Annotated in this window: 20 protein-coding genes and 2 pseudogenes; 9 read left to right on the top strand and 13 right to left on the bottom strand. The window is 59.5% G+C overall.

The window, feature by feature from the left end; genetic code table 11:
* Positions 1-26 precede the first annotated feature (26 nt).
* A complete protein-coding gene (locus AC3ITA_RS23080) occupies positions 27-776 on the top strand; it encodes an enoyl-CoA hydratase-related protein (RefSeq protein ID WP_095942806.1) in 750 nt (249 codons plus the stop codon).
* 208 nt (positions 777-984) lie between these two features.
* Here the strand turns inward: AC3ITA_RS23080 and pyk are convergent, their stop codons facing one another.
* Positions 985-2436, bottom strand: coding sequence for a pyruvate kinase (gene pyk, locus AC3ITA_RS23075; protein ID WP_008052494.1), 1452 nt, complete (start codon positions 2434-2436; stop codon positions 985-987).
* 332 nt (positions 2437-2768) lie between these two features.
* Here pyk and AC3ITA_RS23070 point away from each other — a divergent pair, with 332 nt between their 5' ends.
* Positions 2769-3152 carry a tetratricopeptide repeat protein gene (locus AC3ITA_RS23070; protein WP_095942804.1) on the top strand — a complete coding sequence of 128 codons (384 nt, stop codon included), beginning with the start codon at positions 2769-2771 and terminating at the stop codon, positions 3150-3152.
* Between the two features lie 231 nt (positions 3153-3383).
* Positions 3384-3743: a PilZ domain-containing protein gene (locus AC3ITA_RS23065; protein WP_095942803.1), complete on the top strand. Its 360-nt coding sequence runs from the start codon at positions 3384-3386 to the stop codon at positions 3741-3743.
* A 37-nt stretch (positions 3744-3780) separates the two neighbouring features.
* On the opposite strand, the gene AC3ITA_RS23060 is transcribed toward AC3ITA_RS23065, so the two are convergent.
* Positions 3781-5109, bottom strand: coding sequence for a DUF58 domain-containing protein (locus AC3ITA_RS23060; protein ID WP_095942802.1), 1329 nt, complete (start codon positions 5107-5109; stop codon positions 3781-3783).
* Positions 5106-6107 carry an AAA family ATPase gene (locus tag AC3ITA_RS23055; RefSeq protein WP_150673667.1) on the bottom strand — a complete coding sequence of 334 codons (1002 nt, stop codon included), beginning with the start codon at positions 6105-6107 and terminating at the stop codon, positions 5106-5108. The genes AC3ITA_RS23060 and AC3ITA_RS23055 overlap by 4 nt, the downstream gene beginning before the upstream one ends.
* A gap of 476 nt (positions 6108-6583) precedes the next feature.
* On the opposite strand from AC3ITA_RS23055, the gene AC3ITA_RS23050 reads away from it, so the two are divergent.
* The 3 genes from AC3ITA_RS23050 to AC3ITA_RS23040 all read left to right on the top strand — a co-directional run bounded on the left by AC3ITA_RS23050 (position 6584) and on the right by AC3ITA_RS23040 (position 11141).
* Complete coding sequence (locus AC3ITA_RS23050) at positions 6584-8020, top strand: IS1182 family transposase (protein WP_489277636.1); 1437 nt, start codon at positions 6584-6586, stop codon at positions 8018-8020.
* Between the two features lie 270 nt (positions 8021-8290).
* Positions 8291-8569: a hypothetical protein gene (locus AC3ITA_RS23045; protein WP_489278415.1), complete on the top strand. Its 279-nt coding sequence runs from the start codon at positions 8291-8293 to the stop codon at positions 8567-8569.
* Between the two features lie 61 nt (positions 8570-8630).
* On the top strand, positions 8631-11141 hold the full coding sequence (locus tag AC3ITA_RS23040) for a putative bifunctional diguanylate cyclase/phosphodiesterase (protein ID WP_489278413.1): 2511 nt from the start codon (positions 8631-8633) through the stop codon (positions 11139-11141).
* A 44-nt stretch (positions 11142-11185) separates the two neighbouring features.
* On the opposite strand, the gene AC3ITA_RS23035 is transcribed toward AC3ITA_RS23040, so the two are convergent.
* Genes AC3ITA_RS23035 through AC3ITA_RS23020 form a run of 4 tightly spaced genes read right to left on the bottom strand, consistent with a single transcriptional unit; the run spans position 11186 to position 15576 of the window.
* Complete coding sequence (locus tag AC3ITA_RS23035; RefSeq protein WP_095942799.1) at positions 11186-12349, bottom strand: DUF4350 domain-containing protein; 1164 nt, start codon at positions 12347-12349, stop codon at positions 11186-11188.
* A complete protein-coding gene (locus AC3ITA_RS23030) occupies positions 12346-13890 on the bottom strand; it encodes a DUF4129 domain-containing protein (RefSeq protein WP_095942798.1) in 1545 nt (514 codons plus the stop codon). Before AC3ITA_RS23030 ends, AC3ITA_RS23035 begins: the two co-directional genes overlap by 4 nt.
* Complete coding sequence (locus AC3ITA_RS23025; protein WP_095942827.1) at positions 13877-14854, bottom strand: stage II sporulation protein M; 978 nt, start codon at positions 14852-14854, stop codon at positions 13877-13879. The genes AC3ITA_RS23030 and AC3ITA_RS23025 overlap by 14 nt, the downstream gene beginning before the upstream one ends.
* Positions 14851-15576 (bottom strand): RDD family protein, encoded by a 726-nt coding sequence (locus AC3ITA_RS23020; protein WP_095942797.1) that lies wholly within the window; start codon positions 15574-15576, stop codon positions 14851-14853. The genes AC3ITA_RS23025 and AC3ITA_RS23020 overlap by 4 nt, the downstream gene beginning before the upstream one ends.
* A 187-nt stretch (positions 15577-15763) precedes the next feature.
* Here AC3ITA_RS23020 and sbcB point away from each other — a divergent pair, with 187 nt between their 5' ends.
* Positions 15764-17194, top strand: a complete 1431-nt coding sequence (sbcB, locus tag AC3ITA_RS23015) for an exodeoxyribonuclease I (protein ID WP_414929429.1) — start codon at positions 15764-15766, stop codon at positions 17192-17194.
* Positions 17195-17293: 99 nt separating this feature from the next.
* Here sbcB and mvaT read toward each other — a convergent pair whose 3' ends face one another.
* Positions 17294-17671 (bottom strand): histone-like nucleoid-structuring protein MvaT, encoded by a 378-nt coding sequence (gene mvaT / locus AC3ITA_RS23010; RefSeq protein WP_007933316.1) that lies wholly within the window; start codon positions 17669-17671, stop codon positions 17294-17296.
* Positions 17672-18009: 338 nt separating this feature from the next.
* Between mvaT and purU the strand changes: the two genes are divergently transcribed.
* Positions 18010-18858, top strand: coding sequence for a formyltetrahydrofolate deformylase (gene purU / locus AC3ITA_RS23005; protein WP_007993692.1), 849 nt, complete (start codon positions 18010-18012; stop codon positions 18856-18858).
* A gap of 277 nt (positions 18859-19135) precedes the next feature.
* Here the strand turns inward: purU and gpgD are convergent.
* From gpgD to AC3ITA_RS22985, 4 genes and pseudogenes are all read right to left on the bottom strand, one after another.
* Positions 19136-19909 (bottom strand): annotated as a pseudogene (gene gpgD / locus AC3ITA_RS23000) (N-acetylglucosaminyl phosphatidylglycerol deacetylase); the annotation flags it as partial.
* The gene (gene gpgS, locus AC3ITA_RS22995) at positions 19902-21014 is read right to left on the bottom strand and encodes an N-acetylglucosaminyl phosphatidylglycerol synthase (RefSeq protein WP_489278411.1); all 1113 of its coding nucleotides are present in this window, start codon (positions 21012-21014) and stop codon (positions 19902-19904) included. The pseudogene gpgD and the gene gpgS, both read right to left, overlap by 8 nt.
* 213 nt (positions 21015-21227) lie before the next feature.
* Positions 21228-21992 carry a methyl-accepting chemotaxis protein gene (locus tag AC3ITA_RS22990; protein ID WP_489280820.1) on the bottom strand — a complete coding sequence of 255 codons (765 nt, stop codon included), beginning with the start codon at positions 21990-21992 and terminating at the stop codon, positions 21228-21230.
* A gap of 93 nt (positions 21993-22085) precedes the next feature.
* Positions 22086-23117 (bottom strand): annotated as a pseudogene (locus AC3ITA_RS22985) (HAMP domain-containing protein); the annotation flags it as partial.
* Between the two features lie 188 nt (positions 23118-23305).
* Here AC3ITA_RS22985 and AC3ITA_RS22980 point away from each other — a divergent pair.
* Positions 23306-24784, top strand: a complete 1479-nt coding sequence (locus tag AC3ITA_RS22980; RefSeq protein WP_095942826.1) for a helicase HerA-like domain-containing protein — start codon at positions 23306-23308, stop codon at positions 24782-24784.
* Positions 24785-24888: 104 nt separating this feature from the next.
* Here the strand turns inward: AC3ITA_RS22980 and AC3ITA_RS22975 are convergent, their stop codons facing one another.
* Positions 24889-25347 carry a DUF721 domain-containing protein gene (locus tag AC3ITA_RS22975; RefSeq protein ID WP_046042193.1) on the bottom strand — a complete coding sequence of 153 codons (459 nt, stop codon included), beginning with the start codon at positions 25345-25347 and terminating at the stop codon, positions 24889-24891.
* Between the last annotated feature and the right edge of the window lie 71 nt (positions 25348-25418).

The raw sequence follows: 25418 nt of genomic DNA, 5'->3' as shown, positions 1-25418 counted from the left end.
CTGACTTTTCAGACGCGAGACCTGCCATGACCGATGCCATCCAGATTGAACGCGAACGCGGCCTGTTGACCCTGCGCCTGAATCGCCCGGACAAGAAAAACGCCCTGACCCGCGCCATGTACAGTCACTTGGCCGAGGCGTTGCAAAAAGCCGACAGCGACCCCGAGATCAATGCCGTACTGATCACCGGTTCGGCCGAATGCTTCACTGCCGGCAACGACATCGCTGATTTCATCCAGCAACCGCCAAGCGGCCTCGACAGCCCGGTATTCCGGTTCATGCTCAACCTGCTCGAATGCCGTAAACCGGTGATCGCCGCCGTGGCCGGAGCGGCGGTGGGCATTGGCACAACGATGTTGCTGCATTGCGACCTGGTCTACGTGGCCCGCGATGCCCGCTTGCGCATGCCGTTCGTCAATCTTGGCCTATGCCCGGAGTTCGGCTCCAGCCTGATCCTGCCACGCTTGCTTGGGCAGGCCAAAGCGGCGGAGTTGTTGCTGCTCGGTGAGGGTTTCAATGGTGAGCAGGCCGCAGCGTGGGGCATTGCGTCCGAAGCGCTGGGCAGTGGCGAAGAAGCCTTGGTCAAGGCGCGGGAGATGGCGCTGCGCTTCGAGTCGCTGCCGCCGGAAGCGGTGCGCATCAGCAAGCAATTGATGAAGGCGCCGGACCGGGAGTTGGTGCGCAAGGTGATTGAAGAGGAGGGGGCGTTGTTTACCCAGCGGCTGCGTTCGCCGGAGGCGCTGGCGGCGTTGACGGGGTTTATCAAGCGGCATTGAGTCTTCGCTGACTGGGCCGGCCCCATCGCGAGCAGGCTCGCTCCCACAATGGCCAGCGTTTTCAGCAAATTATAGGATCACCACAAGTCCCCTGTGGGAGCGAGCCTGCTCGCGATGAGGCCGGCCTGGACAACACAACTATCGGATCAGAATGCAAAAAGCCCCGCCATTCACATGGCGGGGCTTTTGTTTTTCAGCGACCGGTCACTCAGACCATCGGATCGCCAACGTGCAGGATCTTCATGCCGTTGGTGCCACCGGTGGTGTGGTAGCTGTCGCCCTTGGTGAGGATGACCCAGTCGCCCTTCTGTACTACGCCGCGCTTGACCAGCTCGTCGATCGCCTTCTGGCTGACTTCGTTCGGCGCCAGGGACGCCGGGTCGAACGGGATGGTGTAAACGCCACGGAACATTGCCGCGCGGGCCTGGGCTTCGCGGTGTGGGGTGAACGCGTAGATCGGCACCGAGGAACGGATGCGCGACATGATCAGCGGGGTGTAGCCACTTTCGGTCAGGGCGATGATCGCCTTCACGCCCGGGAAGTGGTTGGCGGTGTACATGGTCGCCAGTGCGATGCTTTCGTCGCAGCGCTCGAACTCTTTGCCGATGCGGTGGCTGGAGGTCTTGCTGGTCGGGTGCTTTTCGGCGCCGACGCAGATACGCGCCATGGCCTGAACGGCTTCCAGCGGGTACAGGCCTGCGGCACTTTCGGCCGAGAGCATCACGGCGTCGGTGTAGTCGAGCACGGCGTTGGCTACGTCGGACACTTCGGCGCGGGTCGGCATCGGGTTCTGGATCATCGACTCCATCATCTGGGTCGCGACGATCACAGCCTTGTTGTGGCGGCGTGCGTGCAGAATGATTTTCTTCTGGATGCCCACCAGCTCGGCATCGCCGATTTCCACGCCCAGGTCACCACGGGCAACCATCACCGCGTCGGATGCCTTGATCAGGCCGTCGAGGGTTTCGTCGTCGGCCACGGCTTCAGCGCGTTCGATCTTCGCCACCAGCCAGGCAGTGCCGCCGGCTTCGTCGCGCAGTTGACGGGCGTATTCCATGTCGGCGGCGTCACGCGGGAAGGAGACCGCGAGGTAGTCGACTTCCATTTCCGCGGCGAGCTTGATGTCCGCCTTGTCTTTTTCAGTCAGGGCCGGAGCAGTCAGGCCGCCACCGCGACGGTTGATGCCTTTGTGGTCCGACAGCGGGCCGCCGATGGTCACGGTGCAGTTCAGTTCGGTGGCCGTGGCGGTATCGACGCGCATCACCACGCGACCGTCGTCGAGCAGCAGCTCGTCGCCCACGCCGCAGTCCTTGACCAGGTCCGGGTAGTCGATGCCGACCACTTGCTGGTTGCCTTCGGTCAGAGGATGGCTGGTGGAGAAGGTGAATTGATCACCGATCTTCAGCTCGATCTTCTTGTTGGCGAATTTCGCGATACGGATTTTCGGGCCTTGCAGGTCACCCAGCAGGGCGACGAAGCGGCCGTGCTTGGCAGCGAGGTCACGGACCAGCTTCGCGCGAGCCTTGTGCTCGTCGGGAGTGCCGTGGGAGAAGTTCAGGCGGGCGACGTCCAGGCCAGCCAGAATCAGCTGTTCGAGAACTTCCGGCGAGTTACTGGCCGGGCCAAGGGTGGCGACGATTTTGGTACGACGGACGGACATGCAAAGACTCCTGAGTTCAAGCGCTGAGTGAGGCTACTATGCTCCGAAGGTGTAGTCATTGTTCGTTTGCACTACTTTTTCGTGAAGAGCTTGGTTTTAAGGAAGAACCAGATATTGCCCTGGCCTCTGTAGGAGCGAGCCTGCTCGCGAAGAGCTCAAGGACGACGCGGTTACTCAGAAAGTACGCATAATCGTTGACGTCCATCGCGAGCAGGCTCGCTCCTACAACAACGGTCCGCAGTGCCTTGATTGAACCCTGCAACTTTGCGTCCCGGCAGCCTGAAGATTTCCGACCATGGGTCGATACAGCGTTCAAGACAGGAGATTTCCCCATGCGTTTCGTTCTCATTGCCGCCCTTGCCATCAGCGTCCTCAGCGTCACGGGCTGCACCCGTTGGTCGATGAACCATCATTTGAACAATGCCTACAGCGCCTACGACCGGGGCAATTGCGAGCAGGTGATGCTCGAGCTGTCCAAGGTCGAGCGCGACAGCCGCGCGCGGCCTTACGTGTGGCCGGAAGTGTCGATGATGCGCGGCCTGTGTCTGGAGCGGCAGAAGATGTACATCGATGCGGTCCAGACGTATCAGTTCATCATGGCGTCCTATCCCCAGAGCGAATATGCCTACCGCGCCCGTGCCCGCATCGAAACCCTGCAGAGCCTGGGCCACTACCCGACGCGCAGTGCCGCAGCGGCAAAACCGGCGCAGTTCTGACGGCCGTAATCCTCTGATCGCTGGCTCACCGGAGGTGGTGAGCTATAGTCCAGGGAACCGGTTTTAGAGCCTTGCCTCTGAGCCGGGGCAACACCTGCGACCGGCACAAGCAGGACTCAGCGCTGTCAGGACTGGCGCACCGGAAGCGGGGAGAGCGGGCAAGACTTATGCATACCCGTTCCGAAGCAGTAGTGCGGCTCTGCTTAAGAGCCTTGCATAGCGAAATTGCACATGTTCACCGACCGCCGAATCGAGCGGCATCAACTGCCGTACTTCCTGAAAGTGTTCAACGGCATCACCGGCAAACCCATCGGCTACCTGGGCAATGTCTCCGAAGACGGGCTGATGTTGATCAGCCTGCTGCCGATGATGATCGGCGCGGACTTCAACCTGCGCCTGAAAATTCCCGCCAGCGAAGGTGGCCAGCGGATCATCGACCTGCAGGCCTGTTGCCTGTGGTGCCATGAAGACGCGACCCCCCAACATTACGACGCCGGGTTCAGCCTGCAACGGGCACCACCGGAATATGGGCAACTGGTGGAGGCGTTGAAGCAATATTTCAGTTTTCTGCCGTTGCCGGCTTCGGCCTGAGATCACTGGGAAGCCACCTGTGAGGGATTGCTCAGGTTCAGAGTCCGGTTCTTTTCCAGCCCAGGTACCGGGTCACCAGCTCTGCCCCCAACTCGCCGGGCCGTGCATCCATCACCAACACGCCATGAGCGTTCAAGCGCTCATGGAGCTCGGCGCGTGCATTGAGGTAGTCCACGGTCCCGCAATAGGCCAGCGCTTCGGGCAAAGTCTGCACCGGTGACTGACGCAGGGTGTCAAGAACGCCTTCACGCAAGCTCGCGACCAGCACCTGATGCCGCTGGCTCAGGCGGTTGACAGCCGAGAGCAGTCCATCGTCATCCTCTTCGCGCAGGTTGGTCACCAGCACCACCAGGGCCCGGCGTTTTTGCCGTGCCAGCAGTTGCGTGGCCGCGGCCTGATAGTCGGCACTGCGTTGGCTGCTGTTCAAGTCATAGACGGTATTGAGCAGGGTGTTGAGGTGGCTGGTGCCTTTTACCGGCGCGAGGTAGCGCGGCTGTTCGCTGGCAAAGGTGCTCAAGCCGACCGCATCGCCCTGACGTAGCGCCACGTAGCTGAGCAACAGGCAAGCGTTGAGAGCGTGATCGAAGTGCGACAGTTCATCATCCTGGCTGCGCATGTGCCGGCCGCAGTCGAGCATGAAGATGATCTGCTGGTCGCGCTCGTCCTGATACTCCCGGGCAATCGGCGTGCGCTGGCGGGCGGTGGCTTTCCAGTCGATCTGGCGCAGGCTGTCGCCCTCGCGAAACTCGCGCAATTGATGGAATTCCAGGCCCAGGCCCCGTCGTTGTTTACGACGGACGCCAAGCTGGCTGAGCCAGTTGTCCACCGCGAGTAACTGTCCGTCATACAAACGGGCGAAGTCAGGGTAGACGCGGGTGGCGTCGGGCAGGTCGAGCAAACGTCTGTCCGACCAGAGCCCAAAGGGGCTGGGCAGGTCGATTTCGCAGCGTTCGATGCTGAAGTGGCCGCGCTTGAGCGGGCGCAGGCGATAACCCGCCAGGCTGTGCTGGTCGGGTTGCAACTCGACCGTCAACGGCAGGTTTTCGAAGTCCAGGCCCGGTGGTACATGGTCGAAGACTTGGACCTTCAGCGGTTGCGCAAAGTCATGTTCGAGCGTCAGTTGCACCTCGCTCCATCGACCCAACGCCAGGCTACCGGGTATCTGGCGTATCAGTCGGGGTGAGGACAAGCGCTTCACCCGCACCGCATCCAGCAGTGCCAGGGCCAGCAGCGCCAGGAGCAACCCCCAGTTGATCGCCATGAGATTTGCCGGAACCGCGAACTCCAATGCCCGCAAAGTGCCCGACACAATGGTGCAGGCCAACAGGATCAACAGCCAGGCGAGCATCAGGCGCGAGGGTTTCACAGGCGCGGCGCCGGCACTTGGTCGAGCATCTGCTTGAGCACCTGATCGACATCCAGGCCCTCGATGTCCAGCTCCGGTGCGATACGCACACGATGGCGCAGCACGGCCAGGGCGCAGCCTTTGATGTCATCCGGAATCACGAACTCACCGCCGCGCAGCAGCGCACGAGCCCGGGCACATCGCACCAGCGCGATGGATGCGCGTGGGCCGGCGCCGAGGATCAAGCCGGGCCAGTTGCGGGTGGAACGGGCCAGGCGCACGGCGTAATCGAGCACCTGATCGTCCAGGGCCAGGTCGCTGGCGATGCGTTGCAGGACCAGTACATCCCGGGCCTGCAACAACGTGCGCATCGGCTGGACATCAAGCATGTCGGCCCGGGTCGAGCGGCTGACCTGTCGCACCATGTCCAGCTCTTGCCCGGCGTCGGGGTAGTCCATGCGCACCTTGAGCATGAAGCGGTCCAGTTCAGCCTCCGGCAATGGGTAAGTGCCTTCCTGTTCGATCGGATTTTGCGTGGCGAGCACCATGAACGGTTGCGCAATCGCCAATGGCCGTCCTTCGAGGGTGACTTGCCGTTCCTGCATGGCTTCGAGCAGCGCGGCCTGGGTTTTCGCCGGGGCACGGTTGATCTCGTCGGCCAGCAGAAGGTTAGTGAACAATGGCCCCTTGCGCAGTTTGAATTGCTCGGTCTGCAAGTCATACACGGCATGCCCGGTGACGTCGCTGGGCATCAGGTCCGGGGTGAACTGGATGCGCGCGAACTCACCACCGAAGCAGCGTGCGAGGGCACGGACCAACAGGGTCTTGCCCAGCCCCGGTACGCCTTCGAGCAACACGTGGCCGCCGGCGATCAGTGCCGTCAGGACGTCGTCGATCACGCTGTCCTGGCCAATCACCGCTTTTTGCAGTTCTTTACGTACGGCCCGTGCCAGATGGCCGGCACGTTGACGCTGTTGAGCGGCATGGCTCGGTGCGCCGGGCTCTATCGGTTGACTCATGGGTTCCGGAGCCTTGTTAACAGTTACATTTGTTTTATCTTCCATAAATCAGTCACTTATCCAATCTAACTTTTTCTCACGTATTTTTTACGCGTGGAACGAGTGAGTGACTGCCAATCTGCCTCATTGCAATTCCATGGCAACCCATCACTTGAGCGTTCGTCAGAAGTGGAGGTTAGTCTACGACGGTCAGAGGGCACGCGATTTCAGAATCGATTACGTAACCGAAGAAAATCCAGTTTAAGAACCCAACAACAGAACAGCAAAGGTCGAAGAAGGGCCGAAAAACCACGCAATGTGGTGAGTAGCTTCTCCGATGGTGGTCGAGCCTGAGTTCAGGCCAGCTGAAAATCCGACTTTTTCAACAGCACCGGCCGAAAGCTGCCGACCATCAAGGGCTGCTACCGACCCAGGCTGTGTGAAAACGCCTGCGATTGTCTAATCTTCTGATCGTCTAGATCGTGGCGGGGACGATCATGAAGCGTTTCATTGAAGGTGAGGCTCGGACGCAAGTCACGTTGCTGCCGGAGTGCCTGGACGATTACGTTGCCGAAGAAAATCCAGTGCGAGTGGTCGACGTTTTCGTTGATGAACTCGACCTGGGTGCACTTGGTTTTGAGGGCGTCGATCCTGCTGCAACGGGGCGTCCGGCCTACCATCCAGCGATCTTGCTGAAGATCTATATCTACGGCTATCTCAATCGGATTCAGTCCAGCCGCCGGCTGGAGCGTGAGGCCGAGCGCAACGTCGAGTTGATGTGGCTGACGGGTCGACTGGCTCCAGATTTCAAAACCATCGCCGACTTTCGCAAAGACAACGGCAAAGCCATTCGCAGCGTCTGCCGACAATTCGTAGTGCTTTGCCGCAACCTCAATCTCTTCTCCCAGTCGATCATCGCCATCGACGGCAGCAAATTCAAAGCTGTGAACAACCGCGACCGTAACTTCACTCAGGGAAAAGTGAAGGCACGCATGCAGCAGATCGAGCAGAGCATCGATCGATATCTGGCGGCAATGGATTCGGCGGATCGGGCAACGCCCGAAGTGGCCGAGGCCAAAGCAGAACGGCTGAAAGAAAAGATAGAAACGCTGAAAAAGCAGATGCAAAAACTCAAGGACATCGAGGCGCAGCTTCACGAAAGCCCAGACCAGCAGATCTCCCTTACCGATCCAGATGCACGCTCAATGGCCACGAGCGGACGAGGCACCGGAACGGTTGGCTACAACGTACAAACAGCCGTCGACGACAAGCACCATTTGATCATTGCCCATGAGGTGACCAACGTTGGTAATGATCGTGGTCAACTCAGCAATATGGCGAACCAGGCGCGTGAAGAGATCGGCGCTGAGTCGCTGACGGTGGTCGCCGACCGAGGCTATTACAAAGGGCTGGAAATCCTTGCCTGCGAACAGGCGGACATCACCACCTTCGTACCGAAACCCCTGACATCTGGCAGCAAAGCCGAAGGCCGATTTGGTAAGCAGGACTTCATCTACGTTGCTGCATCGGACGAGTATCGATGCCCTGCGGGGCAGTTACTGACCAGGCGGCATTCGTCGATGGAAGACGGCATGTTATTGCATTGTTATTACTTCTCGGGCTGCCAGTCCTGCGCAATGCACAAGCAGTGCACTACGGGCAAGGAACGCCGTGTGAAACGCTGGGAACATGAAGCTGTAGTCGACGCGATGCAGGCTCGGCTAGAACATGATCCGGCGATGATGAGGGTTCGGCGACAGACCGTTGAACATCCGTTTGGAACGCTCAAGTACTGGATGGGAAGTACCCACTTCCTGACCAAGACCCTGCCGAGGGTGAGCACTGAGATGAGTCTTCATGTGCTCGCCTACAACCTCAAGCGAATGATGAGCATCTTCGGCATCGCAGGACTGCTTGAGGCGATCAGGGCGTGAATCCAACCGTTTGCTCGCCCGTTAGTGGCCGTTTGGGCCGCTGACGCGGCACAAACGGCATTACGAACATCTATGTAGCTGACTAAGGTAATTCGCGCTTCCGCCGGCTGATTCCAAAGGCAACCCTCGCGACTCTCAGTTTCCGACGTATTTAGCGCGTTTTCACACAGCCTGGACCTGGAGCAGTCGGCGAACAGAATAATGGCAAATTAGCGGCTATGCTTGGTCTGCTGTCGAAACTGATCAGGGAGTCCGGCAGGCTGCGCGGAAATGACCCGCAACGTGCCCTATGTCACCCGACTATTCTGCGTGCAGCATCCAGTTCAGGGGGGCAAATCCGCAGCGACACTCGGGAAGACATGGCGCAACCCTGCACCTGCAGACGCAGGGTTTGGACTGGATCTGTCGGGATCACTCAAGATCGAATCGACTTTCGCTACGGTGCGGCTGGGCACTGCGGAAACCAGCGTGAATCCAGAACAGAGAAAAAATTTGGCTAATACTACGTGCGGTGTGTTCTCAGGTTCAGGTGTCGGCATAAAAGGTTAATTGGTTTCCGAATACCGCTTCTATTGGTCAATTTAGAAGGATTATGTTTGGAGATTGTGAAATGGATTTTTTCAGGAATAAAAGCACCGCAAAGCAAGCCATACCCACCAGTTCAAATAAGCCGCGCTCGACCAAATGGCACCGCATGTACTTTTTTCTTGCGGGATTCGACGTGCTGGTTGTGGTGCTGAGCGTGCTATTGAATCACCTGATCGTCGATACCTATCACCGCTCCATCAAGGCGAACCAGTCGTGGGTCCAACAGCTGTCGAGCTATTCAACGCTGGGCAGCCTGGCTTCCACAGTCAATGCGCCGGGCAATAATGTGTTCGATACACATAATGTTGAAGCCGAATCGCGGAACATGAATGAGGCCTTGCGCGCCTTCAACGAGCATTTGGCAATGGCCAAAAAACAGTTGGAAGTACGGATCGCCAATGAGGCTGAACACAGTGCGGATATACAAGCCTTTTCCCTTGCATTGAAGGATGAGGTGGGTGCAGTTGATGCCGCGATGGTCGAAATGGTGAACGAGGCCTTGCTGATCTTTTCCTACTTCAGGGAGGGGCAGTCGGACAATGCCGGCAAACGCATGGCAACGATGGACAGGAAATATGCCCTGTTGCTCGCCTCACTCAGTACCGTGCGGGATCGCGTTGGCCTGATTCAAAGCAGGCTCCTGGAGGAGGAGCTTGAGTCGGTCGAAGAACTGCGCCGGGTCGAATACGCGATCATGGTGTTCGTGCTACTGATGGTCAGTGCGGCCGTTATCTACGGGGGCAAGATCAGGCGCGAAATGGAGTCGCAAGCAGCCGAAAGGGAGGGTTATCTGGCAGTGCTGCGCGAAAGCGAGAAGCAGGCCCGCCAGCAAGCATCGCTGCTGGACAAGGCCCAGGACGCCATTGTCGTTCACGGGATGGATAACCGCATCCTGTACTGGAACAAAAGTGCCGAGCGTCTCTACGGTCTGTCAAAGGAAGAGGCACTCGGCAAATCGGCACAGGAGTTGATCTACCAGGGTAGCGCCGCTTTCAATGCGGCCACTAACCGCCCGATAGAAACGGGTGACTGGGCGGACGAAGTTACACTTCGACGCCGGGATGGCTGCACCATCACGCTCGAAAGTCATCGAACCCTGGTGCGAGACGATGATGGCCAGCCTCAATCCGTTCTGTCGATCAATACTGACATCACCCACCGTAAGACCGCTGAGCAAGAGGTCCAGCGTTTGGCCTTCTACGATCAGTTGACCGGGCTGGCCAACAGGCGGCTCATGTTGGACCGGTTACAGCATCTGCTGGCGGGCAGCTCCCGTAGTCTGCATACGAGTGGGATAATTCTCATTGACCTGGATAACTTCAAGGCACTGAACGACACGCTGGGGCATGACAGAGGCGACATGTTGCTGCAGCAGGTTGCTCTGCGCCTTTGCGGCTGCATACGCGAGAGCGACACCGTGGCTCGCCTGGGCGGAGACGAATTCGTCGTCCTGCTGGATGGCCTTAATGAGAATCCTCCAGAAGCGGCTATCCAGGCCAAGGCTATTGGCGAAAAGATTCTCAACGCTCTGAACATTTCCTACCAGTTGGATGGATATGAGCACCACAGCACCCCCAGTCTCGGCATTGCGCTGTTCCAGGGGCAGATGAGCACAGTGGACGATATTATGAAGCGCGCTGACCTGGCGATGTATCGCGCCAAGGCAGCGGGCCGCAATACCATGCGCTTCTTCGATCCGGAAATGCAGGCGGTTGCCACGGCTCGTGCCAGACTGGAAGTAGACTTGCGCCAAGGCTTGCAGGACAACGAATTCCTTCTTCATTACCAGCCGCAGGTGAATAGTGAGGGCCGTATCATTGGCGCAGAGGCACTGATGAGATGGCAGAATCCTGAGCGCGGAGTCGTGTTTCCAGGCGAGTTCATTCCATTGGCAGAGGAAACGGGGTTGATTCTGCCGTTAGGCCGTTGGGCGCTGCAGGCAGCCTGCACTCAGCTGGTTGCCTGGGCAAAGCATTCGGAAACCGCCCGACTGGGTATGGCTGTGAATGTCAGCGCCCGCCAGTTTCACCATCCGGACTTCGTCGAGGAGGTACTGCAAGTACTGAAATACACGGGTGCCGATCCGAAGAAATTGAAACTGGAACTGACCGAAGGCCTGCTGATAGAGGATATGGAAGGTACTGTCGCCAAAATGATCGAGTTGAAAGAGATCGGCATAGGCCTTTCGCTGGATGATTTCGGAACCGGCTATTCGTCACTGTCATACCTGAAGAGCCTTCCGCTGGATCAACTCAAGATCGACCAGTCCTTCATCAGAGATGTGCTGGTTGATCCCAACGACGCCGCCATCGCCTGCGCGATTGTGAGCCTGAGCCAGATATTGGGTCTTTCGGTGATTGCCGAAGGTGTGGAGACAGAAGCTCAGCGCACCTTTCTGGTCAAGCATGGCTGCAAGACCTATCAGGGCTACCTGTTTTCCCCGCCACTGTCTGCCGAACAATTTGAGGAGTATGTTCACGAAAGATTAATGGCGAGCACTGATTTTCCACGGACCAAGACTAAATCGCCATGACTTCGCAGGTGCCCGGGAGCATCTAACGCTTGTCAGGTGCCAGATCATAGGGCGTTCCTCAAGGTTTGCAGGTGAGCGACCTGACGACTGAATTCAACGCTGGAAAGCCGTTGTTTCGGTCGCGGGCTCATGGCTTGGCTGATGGCGCGTGTGGGTTGGCCGGTCAGTCGCGCGAGCACCAGCCATTGTTCGGCAACGCCGAGCTGTTCAAAACCGGGGTGACGACGCCGCACGCGCCGCAGTATGTCTTGCTGCAAGGCTTGCAACAGGCCGGCCTGACCGTTGCGACGCAACAGGAAGTCGGCACTGGCGCGCAGGTGCTCCTGCAATTGCCGGCGCGCTTTCGGCACGGGTTCCAGCAGTGGCCCCTGACGCACGCCAAAGTGCCAGAAACCCAGGCCGATCAAGGCGAACAGCGCGACCAGCGCCTGGGGGAAGTAACGCAGCAGCAAGGTCAGCAGGCTGTCGTGATCGGTGTTGAATATCAGCGTCACGCGGGTGTCGGTGGTCAGGTACCAGAGCAGCCAGGCGTTGTCGTACCGGTCGATGGCCGGGGTTTTCCACAGGTCGGCATCGGTGACCACGATGATCGAACCCTGCCCGTGGTTGAGTTGCATCATGTGGGTGGCCCTGGCGCTGTTGGCCCAGGCCAGGGCGAGGTTTTTCGGGTCTTCGAGATGGAATGCGGTATCGAAACCGGCATAGGCCGGGGCGTCCTCGTCTTCCAGATAGAGCTTGGTCAGTAGCGGGTACGGATCATCACCGATACCTGACGGTGGGTCCTTGAGGTCTTTGCTCAGGGACTGGTGCAGTTGCACCCGGTCGAGCAGCAGGTCATTGCTATGGCCGAGCTTTTCATCCCACAGCGACTCGGCGACAAACAGAAGCCGCCCGCCGGCCCGGGTCCAGTTCATCACCTGGTCGATTTGCCGTGGGGTCATGTTGCCGCGTTCCCCGAGCAACAGCAGGCTGTGTTGATGCGGGTCGAGGCTGGGCAGGATATCGAGGCCGTTGGCGTGGCCGACGCTCAGGCCTTGCTTGCGAAGGAACAACTCGGCCGCCAGATAAGGGTTGGCATTGGCTTCGGGGGAGGGGCCGTGGTCGACTTCTGTCTGGTAGGGGGTTGCCTTGAGGTACAGATAAACGCTCAGCGCAGCCAGCAACACGGCGATCAACACCCCGGCTATCGAGCCCCAACGCCGACTCAACGGACAGCCTCCGTGCCGAACAGGATACGCCAGCCGTTACACAGTTCCTGCTGCACCTGAGCAGGCGGCAGACGATGCCCGTAGGCCATGTTTTGCCAGTGTCCGGTCAGGTTTTGGCTGTAGGCCAGCAAGGCTGGCTGCTGCAGTAGCTCTACACGCCGAAGCACCTGGCCTTCGGTGTCGGCGGACTTGAGCGCGATGTTGAAGTCGTGCAACAGACGGCTGAGCAGGGCGCGATAAAGCAAACCAAGCGCTTCGCGTGGATGACTCTGCCAAAGACTTTCAGCGTGGGCGGCGATGTCGGCGGGCAGGGATTCGGGCTTGAGGTCCATGCCGAATGCCTGCTGAGGTAACGGTCGCGTGGCTTTGCTGTCGGGGATTGGTCGGCGGCTGACGAAGGCCTGCAACCAGTCGCGATAGCGCCAGATCAACAGGCCGACGGCACCCATGACGAGGCCCCACAGTAAGATTTCAATCAGGGTCGCCAATGCCCCGAAGCGTTGCCCCTCGAACAGCTTCAGCAGGTCCTTCAACCATTGCGGTGTCTTGCCATCGTCCGGAGTTTCAGCACTCGGTCGCTCTTCGCCAAAGCGGTAGCGCGTGACCGACTCCCGGTTCTTGAAGGGCGGCTGTTCGAGGATCGACTTGATGCTGTCCCTGGAGGCCTGGCTGGTCAGGGGCTGGTCCAGCAGGCGCGGGCTGTCGGGTGAAATGGGCAATTCGGCGGCCCACAGGCTGTGAGTGGTCGGCAACAGCACAATCACGGCCATCAACAGGACAGCGCTTGCACTGACCAGACGCTGGCGCATTCGGCGGAACACCAGTTCGATGTCCCAGGCCTCCAGCACGGTGCGCCGGTTCAGGTACAGGCTGAAACCGCAGGCGACATAGGTCGGTTCCCAGACCACCAGCACCAGTGCATAAAAGGCGTTGGTCAAGTGTTCCAGCCAGCGCCAGTCCTGGGCGGCCGCCGAGATCAGCGACTGCCAGCTCCAGTCGAGCGCGACCTGTTGTGGCAGCAGCAGATAGAACAACACCATCAAGCCGATCCACAATGCGCCTTCCAGGTGCGCGCCGATGATCGTCAGCCAGCGTGCGGTGCCGGCGTCTCGCTGCAACAACACCTGCAGGCGCTGTTGCCGTTGCTGTCCGTTGAGTCCTTCGAGTTGCACCACCGGCATCACGAAACTGCGGGTCAAACTCAGGCGTCGCCAGGTCAGGCTGGCCAGCAATTGCGGTTTGAGCAGGCGTGGCCATTGGTGCAGGGCCTGCTTGAGCGTGGGCGTTTCACCGAACATCGCCTGGGACAGGATGTACAAAGGCAGGCGTTCGAACGCCGGCTTCAGCCACCAGAAAATGAACACGGCGAGAGAGGGCGAGTCCCAGAACCCCCAACTGAGCAGCGCGAAAACCGGCAAGGTGACCAAGGCCCAACTGGTCATCAACAGACGTCGATGGCGCTGGCTCAGGAGCACCCCGAGGTCCATGGCTTCCCAGGTCGAGCGTGGGCGAATCACCACCGTGGCGTCACTCAGGCGCATGGCGGTAACGTCCGGCGAACACGAGATAAACCACCACCAGCAGCCAGAGCGCCGCGCCGACCAGGTACTTGGTCTGGCGCGAAGGACCGGTCATCGACGACCAATAGGCTTCGATAAAGGCCGCGATCAACAGAAACAGCATGACCCCGCAGATCAGCAGCACGCTCTTGCGCGCCGCCAATCGCAAGGCCTCGGCCCGTGGCAGGCGCCCCGGGGCGACCAAGGCCCAGCCCAGTTTCAGGCCGGCGGCTCCGGCCAGGGCGATGGCGCTGAGTTCGAAAGCACCGTGGCCGATCACGAATGACCAGAAGGTTTGCCCGTAGCCGACGTAGGTCAGGTGCCCGGCCACCGCCCCGATCATCAGGCCGTTGAAAATCAGGAAAAACACACTGCCCAACCCGAACAGCAAACCGCTGGCGAAGGTCTGAAAGGCAATGCCGATGTTGTGCATGATGTAGTAGCCGAACATCGCCCAGTCCTCACTGGCGGCTCGCTCCGCCGTGCGCCCGAGGTGACCGGCAACGGGGTCGTACATGCTTTGCATCTCGCTGACCTGCGCGGCAGGGATCAGGTTGTAGACCAGCTCCGGGTACAGGTACACCAACAGCGCGAAGCCGGCCAGACTGCCAAAGAACATCAGGCAGGCGGCGAGGACGAAGCGCCACTGTTCGCGAACCAGTCGCGGAAAGTCGGCCAGGATGAACGCCAGCACATTGGCCCCCAAACCGCTGCGATGACGGTAAAGCTGTTGGTGTCCGCGCAGCACCTGTTGCTGCAAGGAGTCGATCAGGAAACTGCTGTAGCCACGCTCCCGTGCCAGTGCCAGGTGTTGGCAGAGGCGTCGGTAGTCCTTCGGGAATGTGCCGGCGTCGGTGGCTTTGCCGTCCCGTTCCAACTGTTCGAGCAGGTGGTTGAAATCCTCCCATTCGGCCTTGTACCGGCGTTCAAAAAGGCTTTGCTTCATGTCGGCCCCAACAAGCCGCGCGCGATGCCGTTGAGCTCGGTCACCGCTTGCGGTGGCTGGACGTTCAAGGGGTGGGCGAGAATCGAAGCCAGTTCAATGACCCGCGCTTCGGAGAGTTCACCCTGGCGCTCGGCAAACCCGAGGATGGCCCGTTGCTCGGTGAGTGTCAGGACAAAGGCCGGGCTGCGAGGCTGGACTTCGGGGAGCTGGGGGCGGGTGTGCGGTCGTTCGCGGTAGATCACCAGGGTCCCGGCGGCGATATCGCCGAGGCGCTTGAAGTGCGGGTGTTGCAGGCAACTGATGGCCCCGAGGAAGTAACCAAACGGCAGCAGGTCGACAACGCGCAGCAGGTTGCGCAGCAGCGACGCGGACCAGCCGACCGGGGTGCCATCGTCGTGCACCACCCGCAAGCCCATCCATTGCTTGCCCGGCGAGCGGCCGTGGTTCAGCACCTCGAACAGCACCATGTACCACCAGCTGACCATGAACAGCAGGATCGAGCCGAGCCCGGCGCCCAGTTTGCCGAGCATTGCCAGTGCAAGGAGCAGCACGCCCAGGACCAGGCCGCGCAAACCAAGATCGATGGAGAATGCCAGCGCACGAACCATCAGCCCGGCCGGCCGCAGTGGCAGGTCGACGCCCTCCGGCGTTTCGACCTGATACCGCGTATCCAGCGGCGGTGACAGCGGCGCAGTCCCTGGCAGTGCTGTGGTCTGGAGCATGGGCAACCTGATGATGTGGCCTGGATCGGGATTGTGTACCCATTCGATGCTAGCAGCCTATACGGGGGGAAACGACATAACTATGTATTGCATGGTGAGTCGTGCAAGGTGCTTGAATGACAAGACTACTGGCCGGGGCGGGAGGTGAACGCCTAGACTTTGCCGATCTTCAGTTCAGGAATCGCCCGTGACCTCCATCTTCTGGTACGACTACGAAACGACTGGCATCAACCCCCGTTGCGACCGTCCGTTGCAAATGGCCGGCCTGCGCACTGACTTCGATCTCAATGAAATCGACGAACCGGTCAATCTTTACTGCCAGCCCAGTGATGACATCCTGCCGCATCCGGCTGCCTGCGCGATCACGGGGATCACTCCCGGGCAACTGCAGGCGCAAGGCTTGAGCGAAGCCGATTTCATGACCCGGGTGCATGCCCAGCTCGCTGCGCCCGGTACTTGTGGCGCGGGGTATAACACCTTGCGTTTCGATGACGAGATGACCCGCTACAGCCTGTACCGAAACTTTTTCGACCCCTATGCGCGGGAGTGGCAGGGCGGCAACAGCCGCTGGGACCTGATCGATGTGGTGCGCGCGGCCTATGCCTTGCGCCCCGATGGCCTGGTCTGGCCGACCGATGACGAGGGGCGGGTCACGCTCAAGCTCGAACGCCTGACCGCTGCCAATGGCATCGATCATGGCAATGCCCACGAAGCACTGTCGGACGTACGCGCGACGATCGCCCTGGCGCGCCTGATACGGGAAAAACAACCGAAGTTGTACGACTGGCTGTTTCAACTGCGCAGCAAACAGAAAGTCATGGACCAGATACGCCTGCTGCAACCTTTGGTACATGTTTCCGGACGTTTTTCAGCCGCGCGCAACTATGTGGGGGTGGTGTTGCCGCTGGCCTGGCACCCACGCAACAAAAACGCCCTGATTGTCTGTGACTTGCACCTCGATCCCCAGGGTCTGCTCGATCTGGATGCCGAAAGTTTGCGCCAGCGCTTGTATACCCGCCGCGACGAACTGGCCGAAGGCGAGTTGCCGGTGCCGTTGAAGCTGATTCACATCAACAAGTGCCCGGTAGTGGCACCGTTGTCGGTACTTCGCCAGGAAGATCAGCAGCGTCTGGGTCTGGATATGGCGCTGTATCAGCAGAGGGTGTCGCAGCTCAATGACGCCCGGAAAGTTTGGCTGGATAAAGTCCTGACTATTTATGCCCGCGAAGATTTTTCCCAGAGTCAGGATCCGGAGCAACAGTTATACGATGGATTTATCGGTGACCGGGATCGGCGATTGTGTGAACAAGTCAGAACCGTTGACCCGATGCAATTGGCACAAGAGCAGTGGCCTTTCGATGACGAGCGTCTGCCTGAATTGCTGTTTCGATATCGCGCACGCAACTTTCCCGATACGTTGAATTCCGAAGAGCAAGAACGCTGGCGAATATTCTGTCAGAAGCGTTTGTCAGACCCTGAATGGGGTGCGCCAAATACCCTTGATAGTTTTGTGGACGCCGCGGCCCAATTGAGCGTTAGTGCTACTGGGTTTCAGCAGGGGGTGCTCGTTGAATGGCAGGATTATGTCCAGGGACTGCGCCAGCGTTTGAGTCTTTGAAATCGAACATGCCTGGGCTTAAAAGCCGCGCATAAAAAAACGCCAGCATTTGCTGGCGTTATTTTTTGTCACGGATCCATCTGCGACAAGCTCTGGGGCTTAGCCCAGCAGGGTAGCCCAGCCTTCCACCACGTCACCGCCCCACTTGGCTTTCCACTCTTTCAGAGTCTTGTGGTTGCCACCTTTGGTTTCGATGACTTCACCGTTGTGCGGGTTTTTGTATTGTTTAACTTTGCGAGCACGCTTGGTGCCGGTAGTTTTCACTGCGCCGCCGCGTGGTGCCTTGGTTTTGGATTCCGGATCCAGCAGCGCGATGATGTCACGCAGGGACTTGGAGTATTCACCCATCAGGGTGCGCAGTTTGCCTTCGAATTCCAGCTCGGTTTGCAGTTTGTCGTCTTGGGACAGGTTCTTCAAACGGGCTTGCAGCTCTTTGATAGCTTCTTCGGTGGCGCGATATTCGTTGATCAAGGACATGGTGACTACCTTATGTTGTGCGCAGGATGGCAGGTGACAGTGCGGCAATAATAGTCACGGTGTTTCATCAAGTAAACATTTAAGGCAAGTTTATTTAATTTAATTGCCGGGGAAGGGCGCGCGCATTGGTAAATGCAGTTATTAGTGTGGTCCAGGTCTGTCAGATATACATAAACTAACAATTGGCCGGTACCGCTAGAGCATCCGGGCGAACCGGTACCGGTACTGCCCACCCTGCCGCATCGACCTTCCGGCAGGGAGAAACGTCAACAATACTGCAGTTTTGCTGCGCAATCGCTAGAATGGCGGCCTTTGCGAAGTTCTGGAGTTTCCCCCTCATGCGCACTTTTCGTCTGGTGATTTCTTGCCCGGACCGTGTTGGCATCGTTGCCAAAGTCAGTAACTTTCTGGCATCACACAACGGCTGGATCACTGAAGCGAGCCATCACTCGGACAATCTCAGTGGCTGGTTCTTCATGCGTCACGAAATCCGTGCCGACTCCCTGCCATTTGGTATCGAAGCGTTTCGTGAAGCCTTTGCCCCGATCGCCGAAGAGTTCTCGATGGACTGGCGCATCACCGATACCGAGCAAAAGAAGCGCGTCGTCCTGATGGCCAGCCGCGAGTCGCACTGCCTGGCCGACTTGCTGCACCGCTGGCACAGCGATGAACTGGACTGCGAAATTTCCTGTGTGATTTCCAACCATGATGACTTGCGCAGCATGGTGGAGTGGCACGGTATTCCGTACTACCACGTCCCGGTCAATCCGCAGGACAAGCAGCCGGCTTTTGCCGAGGTTTCGCGCCTGGTCAAACAGCACGACGCCGAAGTGGTGGTGCTTGCCCGCTACATGCAGATCCTGCCGCCCGAGCTGTGCAGCGAATACGCGCACAAGGTCATCAACATTCACCACAGCTTCCTGCCGTCGTTCGTCGGCGCCAAGCCGTACCACCAGGCCTCCCTGCGTGGCGTGAAGCTGATCGGCGCGACTTGCCACTATGTGACCGAAGAGCTGGATGCCGGCCCGATCATCGAACAGGACGTGGTGCGCGTCAGCCACAGCGACAGCATCGAAGACATGGTGCGCTTCGGCCGCGATGTCGAGAAAATGGTGCTGGCTCGTGGCTTGCGTTATCACCTGGAAGACCGCGTGCTGGTGCATGGCAACAAGACCGTCGTCTTCTGACGGACGTACGTCACAGTTGAAATTCGAAGGGCCTGGGCGTTCAATCGCTTCAGGCCCTTCGCCGTTTCCGCACCGAGGACATGACCATGGCCGATCCGCTGGACAAAGCCACCTCCAAGGCCCCGGCCACGCTGGGCGAAGGTTGCCTGAGCCGTTACGACCCGGATGATATGGGGCCTGAAACCGGTACGGAGTTTCCTGACGCCGCGCGGTTGTGGGAACAGTTGCAGCAAGAATCCGAGGACAAGCCCAAGCCTGCCTGAGTTTTATCAACTTCAGCAGCATGGCTCATACGGTCGTTTTGCAGCGCCAGCCAGTGGGCCTTGGTCATTGGCACCCGTCCGTTGTCGAGCAGGCGCTCCAGGGTTTGTAGCCAGTATCCGCGCGAGAACTCATGGCGCATGTCCACCGGGTGCAGGCCCAGGCGAATCACCGGGGCGTGCTGCCAGCGCTGTTCACGCCCGTCGCTGACAAGCTTCGATACACCCCGGCGCAAGGCGCTGCGCGCGCTCCAGACCAGCCCCGGCGCCTCGACCGCGATGAAATCCGGTAGCCGGTATAGGTGTTGCGAGTCACTGGTGTAACTCAACGGCAATTGGCGCAATGCCTGGCGAGTGCCTTGGCTCATCAGCCAGGCCGGGGCGACGAACCCCTCCAGTGGCCAGTCATGGCGGTGGAACATTTCGATGCCCGAACGCAGGCGGGCGAGCGCGGCTTCCTGCGACACACAGTAAAATTCGCCTTCGTGGGTGTAGACCCGACGCATGAACCATTCGCGGGGATGGCGGTTCATCGGCCCGTCGTCACAATGGAAATAGCCATGCAGTGCCAGCTCGTCGCCCCGGGCGAGCCTGGCACTGAGCTGGCGGCAAAACTGCGGATGGGCGTCCAGATTGTTGTGTTTGTGGAAGTCCGGGACCACCAGCCAGGTGATCGGCACATCACCCAAGGCGGCGACGGCTTTGACGAACGGTTGGTAATCGACCCAGGTGGGCGGTGCCACGTCGTGCAGTACCAACAGCAAAGCGGGACTGTTCATGGGCTCAGCCATTGGCTGTCAGCGGCCATTGGCTGCCGAGCACGGCGTGATAGTGCCGCAGCAAACTGTTGACCACCGTATCCCAGGCGTAATGTCGTTCGACATGTAATCGCGCTTGTTGTCCCAAGGCTACGCTGCCCGAACCGAACAGTTCTCGAACGGCGGTGGCCATTGCGGCGGGATTGTTCGGCGCGCAGAGAAGGCCGCAGTTCTCGGTAACGATTTCCTCGAAGGCCCCTGCCGCCACGGCCACCACCGGTATTCCGCTGGCCATGGCTTCGAGTAACACCAGACCAAAGGTTTCCTGATCGCCGGCGTGGAGCAATGCGTCGGCGCTGGCCATCAGGCGGGCCACCTGTGTTGCCGGGCAGAACTCGTCGATCACCGTCACATTGGACGGCACGGCCGTGGGCATCGACGAGCCAACCAGCAGCAGGTGATAGCGTCGGCCCAGGTGTTTCATGCAGTCGAGCAGTACCGGCAGGTTTTTTTCCTTGGAACCGCGCCCGGCGAAGATCAAGAGGCGGGTGTTGTCGTCCAGGCCCAGTTCGGCCCGCAGACCGGTGTCTCTGGCGTCGGGATTGAAGGTTTGCAGGTCAACGCCCAACGGCTGCACGAAGACATTCCTGACCCCAAGCCCGGTGAGCTTGTCGGCCATGACCCGGCTGGGCGCCAGGACCCGGTCGAAGTTGCCGTAGAGCTTGCTGACGTAGGCCTCGACGTTGTTGGTTATCCAGTTGCCCATACGGTTTCTGACCAGCAGGGGCAGGTCCGAGTGATAGAAGCCGATGACCGGCACATCGAGTTGTCGCCGCGCATCCAGCGCCGCCCAGGCGGTGAGATAGGGGTCGCCGACTTCGATCAGATCGGGTTGCAAGACTTGCAGGACATTGCGCCAGGGCGCCAGGCGCAGAGGAAAGCGATAGCCCTTGCCGAAGGGCAAGGCAGGGGCGGGAACCGTGAATATGCCATCCTGCTCGCCCAGGGACGATCCGGGGATCAGCAAACTGTGGCGAATGCCCGGCTTGATGCCCAGGCGACGGTGCTTCGCATCCAGATAAGTGCGCACGCCACCGCTGGCAGGGGCGTAGAACATGGTGATGTCAGCGATATGCACGATGAACGATCCTCCGGTCCCTGTACTCCTTTGGTTGACCTATATGAAGGATAGATGTTCGGTTTGGGTTGTGCGGGTGGGGGCGTCAGCGGGGTTTTGTAGTGTTTGGCAGGCCGCTATCGTCGGAACGCCGCCCGGAGCCGGCTCGCTCCTACACAGTCACCGTTTAACCCTGTGGGAGCGAGCTTGCTCGCGATGGCGCCAGTTCAGACGCTAGATTCGGAAACTGCCTACCAACTGCTTCAACCGCGCCGCCTGCTGCTCAAGGTCCGAGCACGCGCGCAATGTCGATTGCAGGTTTTCCACGCCTTCCTGATTCAGCGTGTTGATCTCGATGATGTCGACGTTGATCGACTCCACCACGGCGGTCTGTTCTTCGGTCGCGGTAGCCACCGACTGGTTCATGCCGTCGATTTCACCGATACGCAGTGTCACACTGTTCAGTCGTTCGCCCGCGAGGTTGGCGATTTCCACGCTGTCCTGACTGTGGCGCTGACTGTCACTCATGGTGCTGACCGATTCCCGGGCGCCGACCTGCAGCTCTTCGATCATGGTTTGCACCTGTTGCGCCGATTCCTGCGTGCGGTGTGCCAGATTGCGCACTTCGTCCGCAACCACGGCAAACCCACGACCGGCTTCACCGGCGCGGGCGGCTTCGATGGCGGCGTTGAGTGCCAGCAAGTTGGTTTGTTGGGAAATGCTGGTGATCACTTCGAGAATCTGCCCGATGTTCACGGTTTTGCTGTTCAGCGATTCGATGTTGGAGCTCGATGCGCTGAGCATGCTCGACAGTTGATTCATCGCCACGATACTGCGGTCCACCACTTGCTGGCCGTCCTCGGCCAGGTTGCGGGCATCGCTGGCCTGGCTCGAAGCCTGAGCGGCGTTACGGGCAATTTCCTGGGCGGCGGCGCCGAGCTGGTTGATGGCGGCCGCGACGCTGCTGGTGCGCGAGGCTTGCTGGTCGGAGTTGAACATCGACGAGTTGGAAGCGGCCACTACGCGCAATGCCACTTCGTTGACTTGCCCGGTGGCCGAGGACACTTCGCGGATCGAGCCGTGAATGCGCTCGACGAAACGGTTGAACGCGGTGCCGAGGGTGCCGAATTCGTCATTGTTCTGGATGGTCAGACGCTTGGTCAGGTCGCCTTCGCCGTCAGCGATGTCGGCCATGGCGCGGGTCATGACGTGCAACGGCTGGATCAGGATGCGAATCAGCATGCCGAGCAGGGCGATGATGATGGCCACGGCAATGATGGTCGCAACCACAGCCGAGGCGCGGAACTCGCTGAGCATCGAGTAGGCTTTTTCCTTATCGACCGACACACCGATGTACCAGTTGACCGACGACAGGCCTTTGATCGGGGTGAAGGTCACGATGCGGGTTTTGCCGTCGACCTGGACTTCGCTCATTGCGCTGCTGATGGCTGGTGTGTCTTGCGGGTAGACATCCTTGAGCGTCTTCATCGCCAGCGCTTTGTCGGGATGTACCAGGATCTTGCCGTCGGAACTGACCAGGAAGGCATAACCCATGCCGTCGAAATCCAGCGAGCCAAGGCTGTCGGCGATCACCTGCAAGCTCAGGTCGCCACCGACCACGCCGATGTTCTGGCCGTCCTTGATAACGCTGTCGACAATGGAAATCACCAGTTGACCGGAGGCAAGATCAATATACGGCTCGGTCAATGCCGAACCGCTGCTGCCTTGCGCGCTCTTGTACCAAGGGCGTGCACGCGGGTCATAGCCGTCGGGCATCTTGCTGTCCGGGCGAATGATGAAAGAGCCATCCTTGCTGCCGAGGTAGGCGCCCATGAAGGTCGAGGTGACGGCTTTTTGTACAAGCAGGCTGGAAACGTTGTCGGCATCGGGGTTGAGCGCGACAGTTTGTGACAGGTTTTCAATCAGCAGGCTGCGCCCGTTCAACCAGGTCTGGATATTGTTGGCGGTTACTCCGCCCATTTCCTGCAGATAATTTTCCAGGTTTTCGCGGATGGCATTGCGCTGCAAATAGTCGTTGTACAGCGTGAATGAGGCGAAGGCGGCAATCACAATGAGGGCGGCGGCAAGCAGGATTTTATGGCTGAAACGCAGATTTTTGTTCATGGCTTGGGGTTCCGCTAAGGTCTTAATGTCCAGCGCGTGCTTTTATAAAGGGACGCACGACGGGCAAGGTTGAAAGCAAGTGAATTTTCCGACTCTCCTTAGGGAAATTTCCGACCAGATCGTGTCTGACTGCTTTGTCGTAATCTCTATCGGCCGTGCAGGACCAAAGATTAATCATGGGTGACCAAATGCCTGACTCATTGCAACTCGTTATCGGCGCCGATCTCAAAGGGCAGCCGATTGCCCAGGCCATGCGCCTGGCGAACCGCCACGGATTGATCGCGGGCGCGACCGGCACCGGCAAGACCGTCACTTTGCAACGAATGGCCGAAGCCTTCAGCGATGCCGGCGTGGCGGTGTTCGCCGCTGACATCAAGGGTGACCTGTGCGGCCTCGGCGCCGCCGGCAACCCCCAGGGCAAGATCGCCGAGCGGATTGCCGGGATGCCCTGGCTCAACCACAAACCTCAGGCTTATCCGGTGACGTTGTGGGACATACACGGTCAGTCCGGTCATCCTTTACGTACAACCTTGAGTGAAATGGGCCCGCTGCTGCTGGGCAGCCTGCTGGAGCTGACCGACAGTCAGCAGTCGGCGCTGTACGCCGCGTTCAAGGTGGCGGACCGCGAAGGCCTGTTGTTGCTCGATCTCAAGGATCTGAAGGCGTTGCTCAATCATCTGCGGGACAACCCCCAGTTGCTGGGCGACGATGCGGCATTGATGACCACCGGTTCCAGCCAGGCATTGCTGCGACGTCTGGCGACCCTGGAGCAACAGGGCGCCGAAGCCTTGTTCGGCGAGCCGGCGCTGCAACTCGAAGATATCCTCCAGCCGACGGCGGATGGCCGCGGACGCATTCATTTGCTCGATGCCAGCCGCCTGGTGCATGAGGCGCCGAAAGTCTATGCGACATTCCTGCTGTGGCTGCTGGCCGAGCTGTTCGAGCAACTGCCGGAGCGTGGCGATGCCGACAAACCGCTGCTGGCGCTGTTCTTCGACGAGGCTCACCTGTTGTTCAACGGCACGCCCCAGGCATTGCGTGATCGTCTGGAACAGGTCGTGAGGCTGATTCGCTCGAAAGGCGTGGGCGTGTATTTCGTCACCCAGTCGCCGGGTGACCTGCCGGATGATGTGCTGGCGCAGTTGGGTTTGCGCATCCAGCACGGTCTGCGAGCGTTCACCGCCAAGGAGCAGAAGTCCCTGCGCGCGGTGGCCGAAGGTTTTCGGCCAAATCCTGCGTTCGATGCGTTGTCGGTGTTGACCGAACTCGGGATCGGTGAGGCGCTGGTCGGCACCTTGCAGGAAAAGGGCACGCCGGAAATGGTCCAACGGGTGCTGGTCGCACCGCCGCAATCGCGGATCGGGCCTTTGACCGAAACCGAGCGCACGATATTGATCGCAGGCTCGCCGTTCAAAGGGCGTTATGACCAACCGATCGATCGCGAATCAGCCTATGAAGTGCTGATGGGACGCAAGGGACTGGCACCCGAGCCCGAAGCGGAGCAGGACAAACAGGAACCGAGTTTCACCGAACAGGCCGGAGAGTTCCTCGGCACAGCGGCCGGGAAGGCGCTGAAATCGGCGATGCAACAGGCGGCGAACCAGATTGGCCGACAGTTGGTGCGCGGCTTGATGGGCTCGTTGCTGGGCAGCAAAAAACGCCGGTAGCGAGCGGACACAATTTAACTGTGGGAGCGAGCCTGCTCGCGAATCGGTGTGTCAGGCAACATCATTGTTGAATGTCATGCCGCCTTCGCGAGCAGGAGGGGGGGCTATGAGGATTTGGTTTTGGCGTGCGCCGCCAGTCGCTCCAGCGCTGCCCGCAGATTCGGGTCGCTGATGCCATCGGCCGTGGCCTGAATGGTCGCTGCCGCGTCGTTGGACAAATCCATGGTGTGCCCGGCCGCACCTTGCTGAACGGTCGGCGGTTGAACTTTGAACAGGATCCGGGTCAGATTGGCAAACTCGTCGAACATTTGCAGTTGTCGTTGCAGGCGTTTTTGCTGGTAGCGCAGGCGGGTTGCCCAATGGCCGTCGGTGACAATCAGCAACAAACTGCCCTCGCGCCAGGAAGCCACGTGGCAATGCTCGCGAGCGGCGGGTTGCAATTGGCTTTCGAGCAAACGCTGCAGATGACCCAGACGTTGGGCGTGGCCGAGAATGGCTTTCAGCGGCTTGGCTTCGCGTAGTAGAACGGCAGGTACTTTGGCCGTAAGTGGGCGAAATGCCATGATCAGACACCTGAAGTAACAGAGGCGCCATGGTAGCAGAAAGCGCCGGATGCACCCGCCCATTGCTTTTG

Source organism: Pseudomonas sp. GL_090 (assembly GCF_057837765.1).
This window is presented reverse-complemented; position numbering and strand designations above follow the sequence as displayed.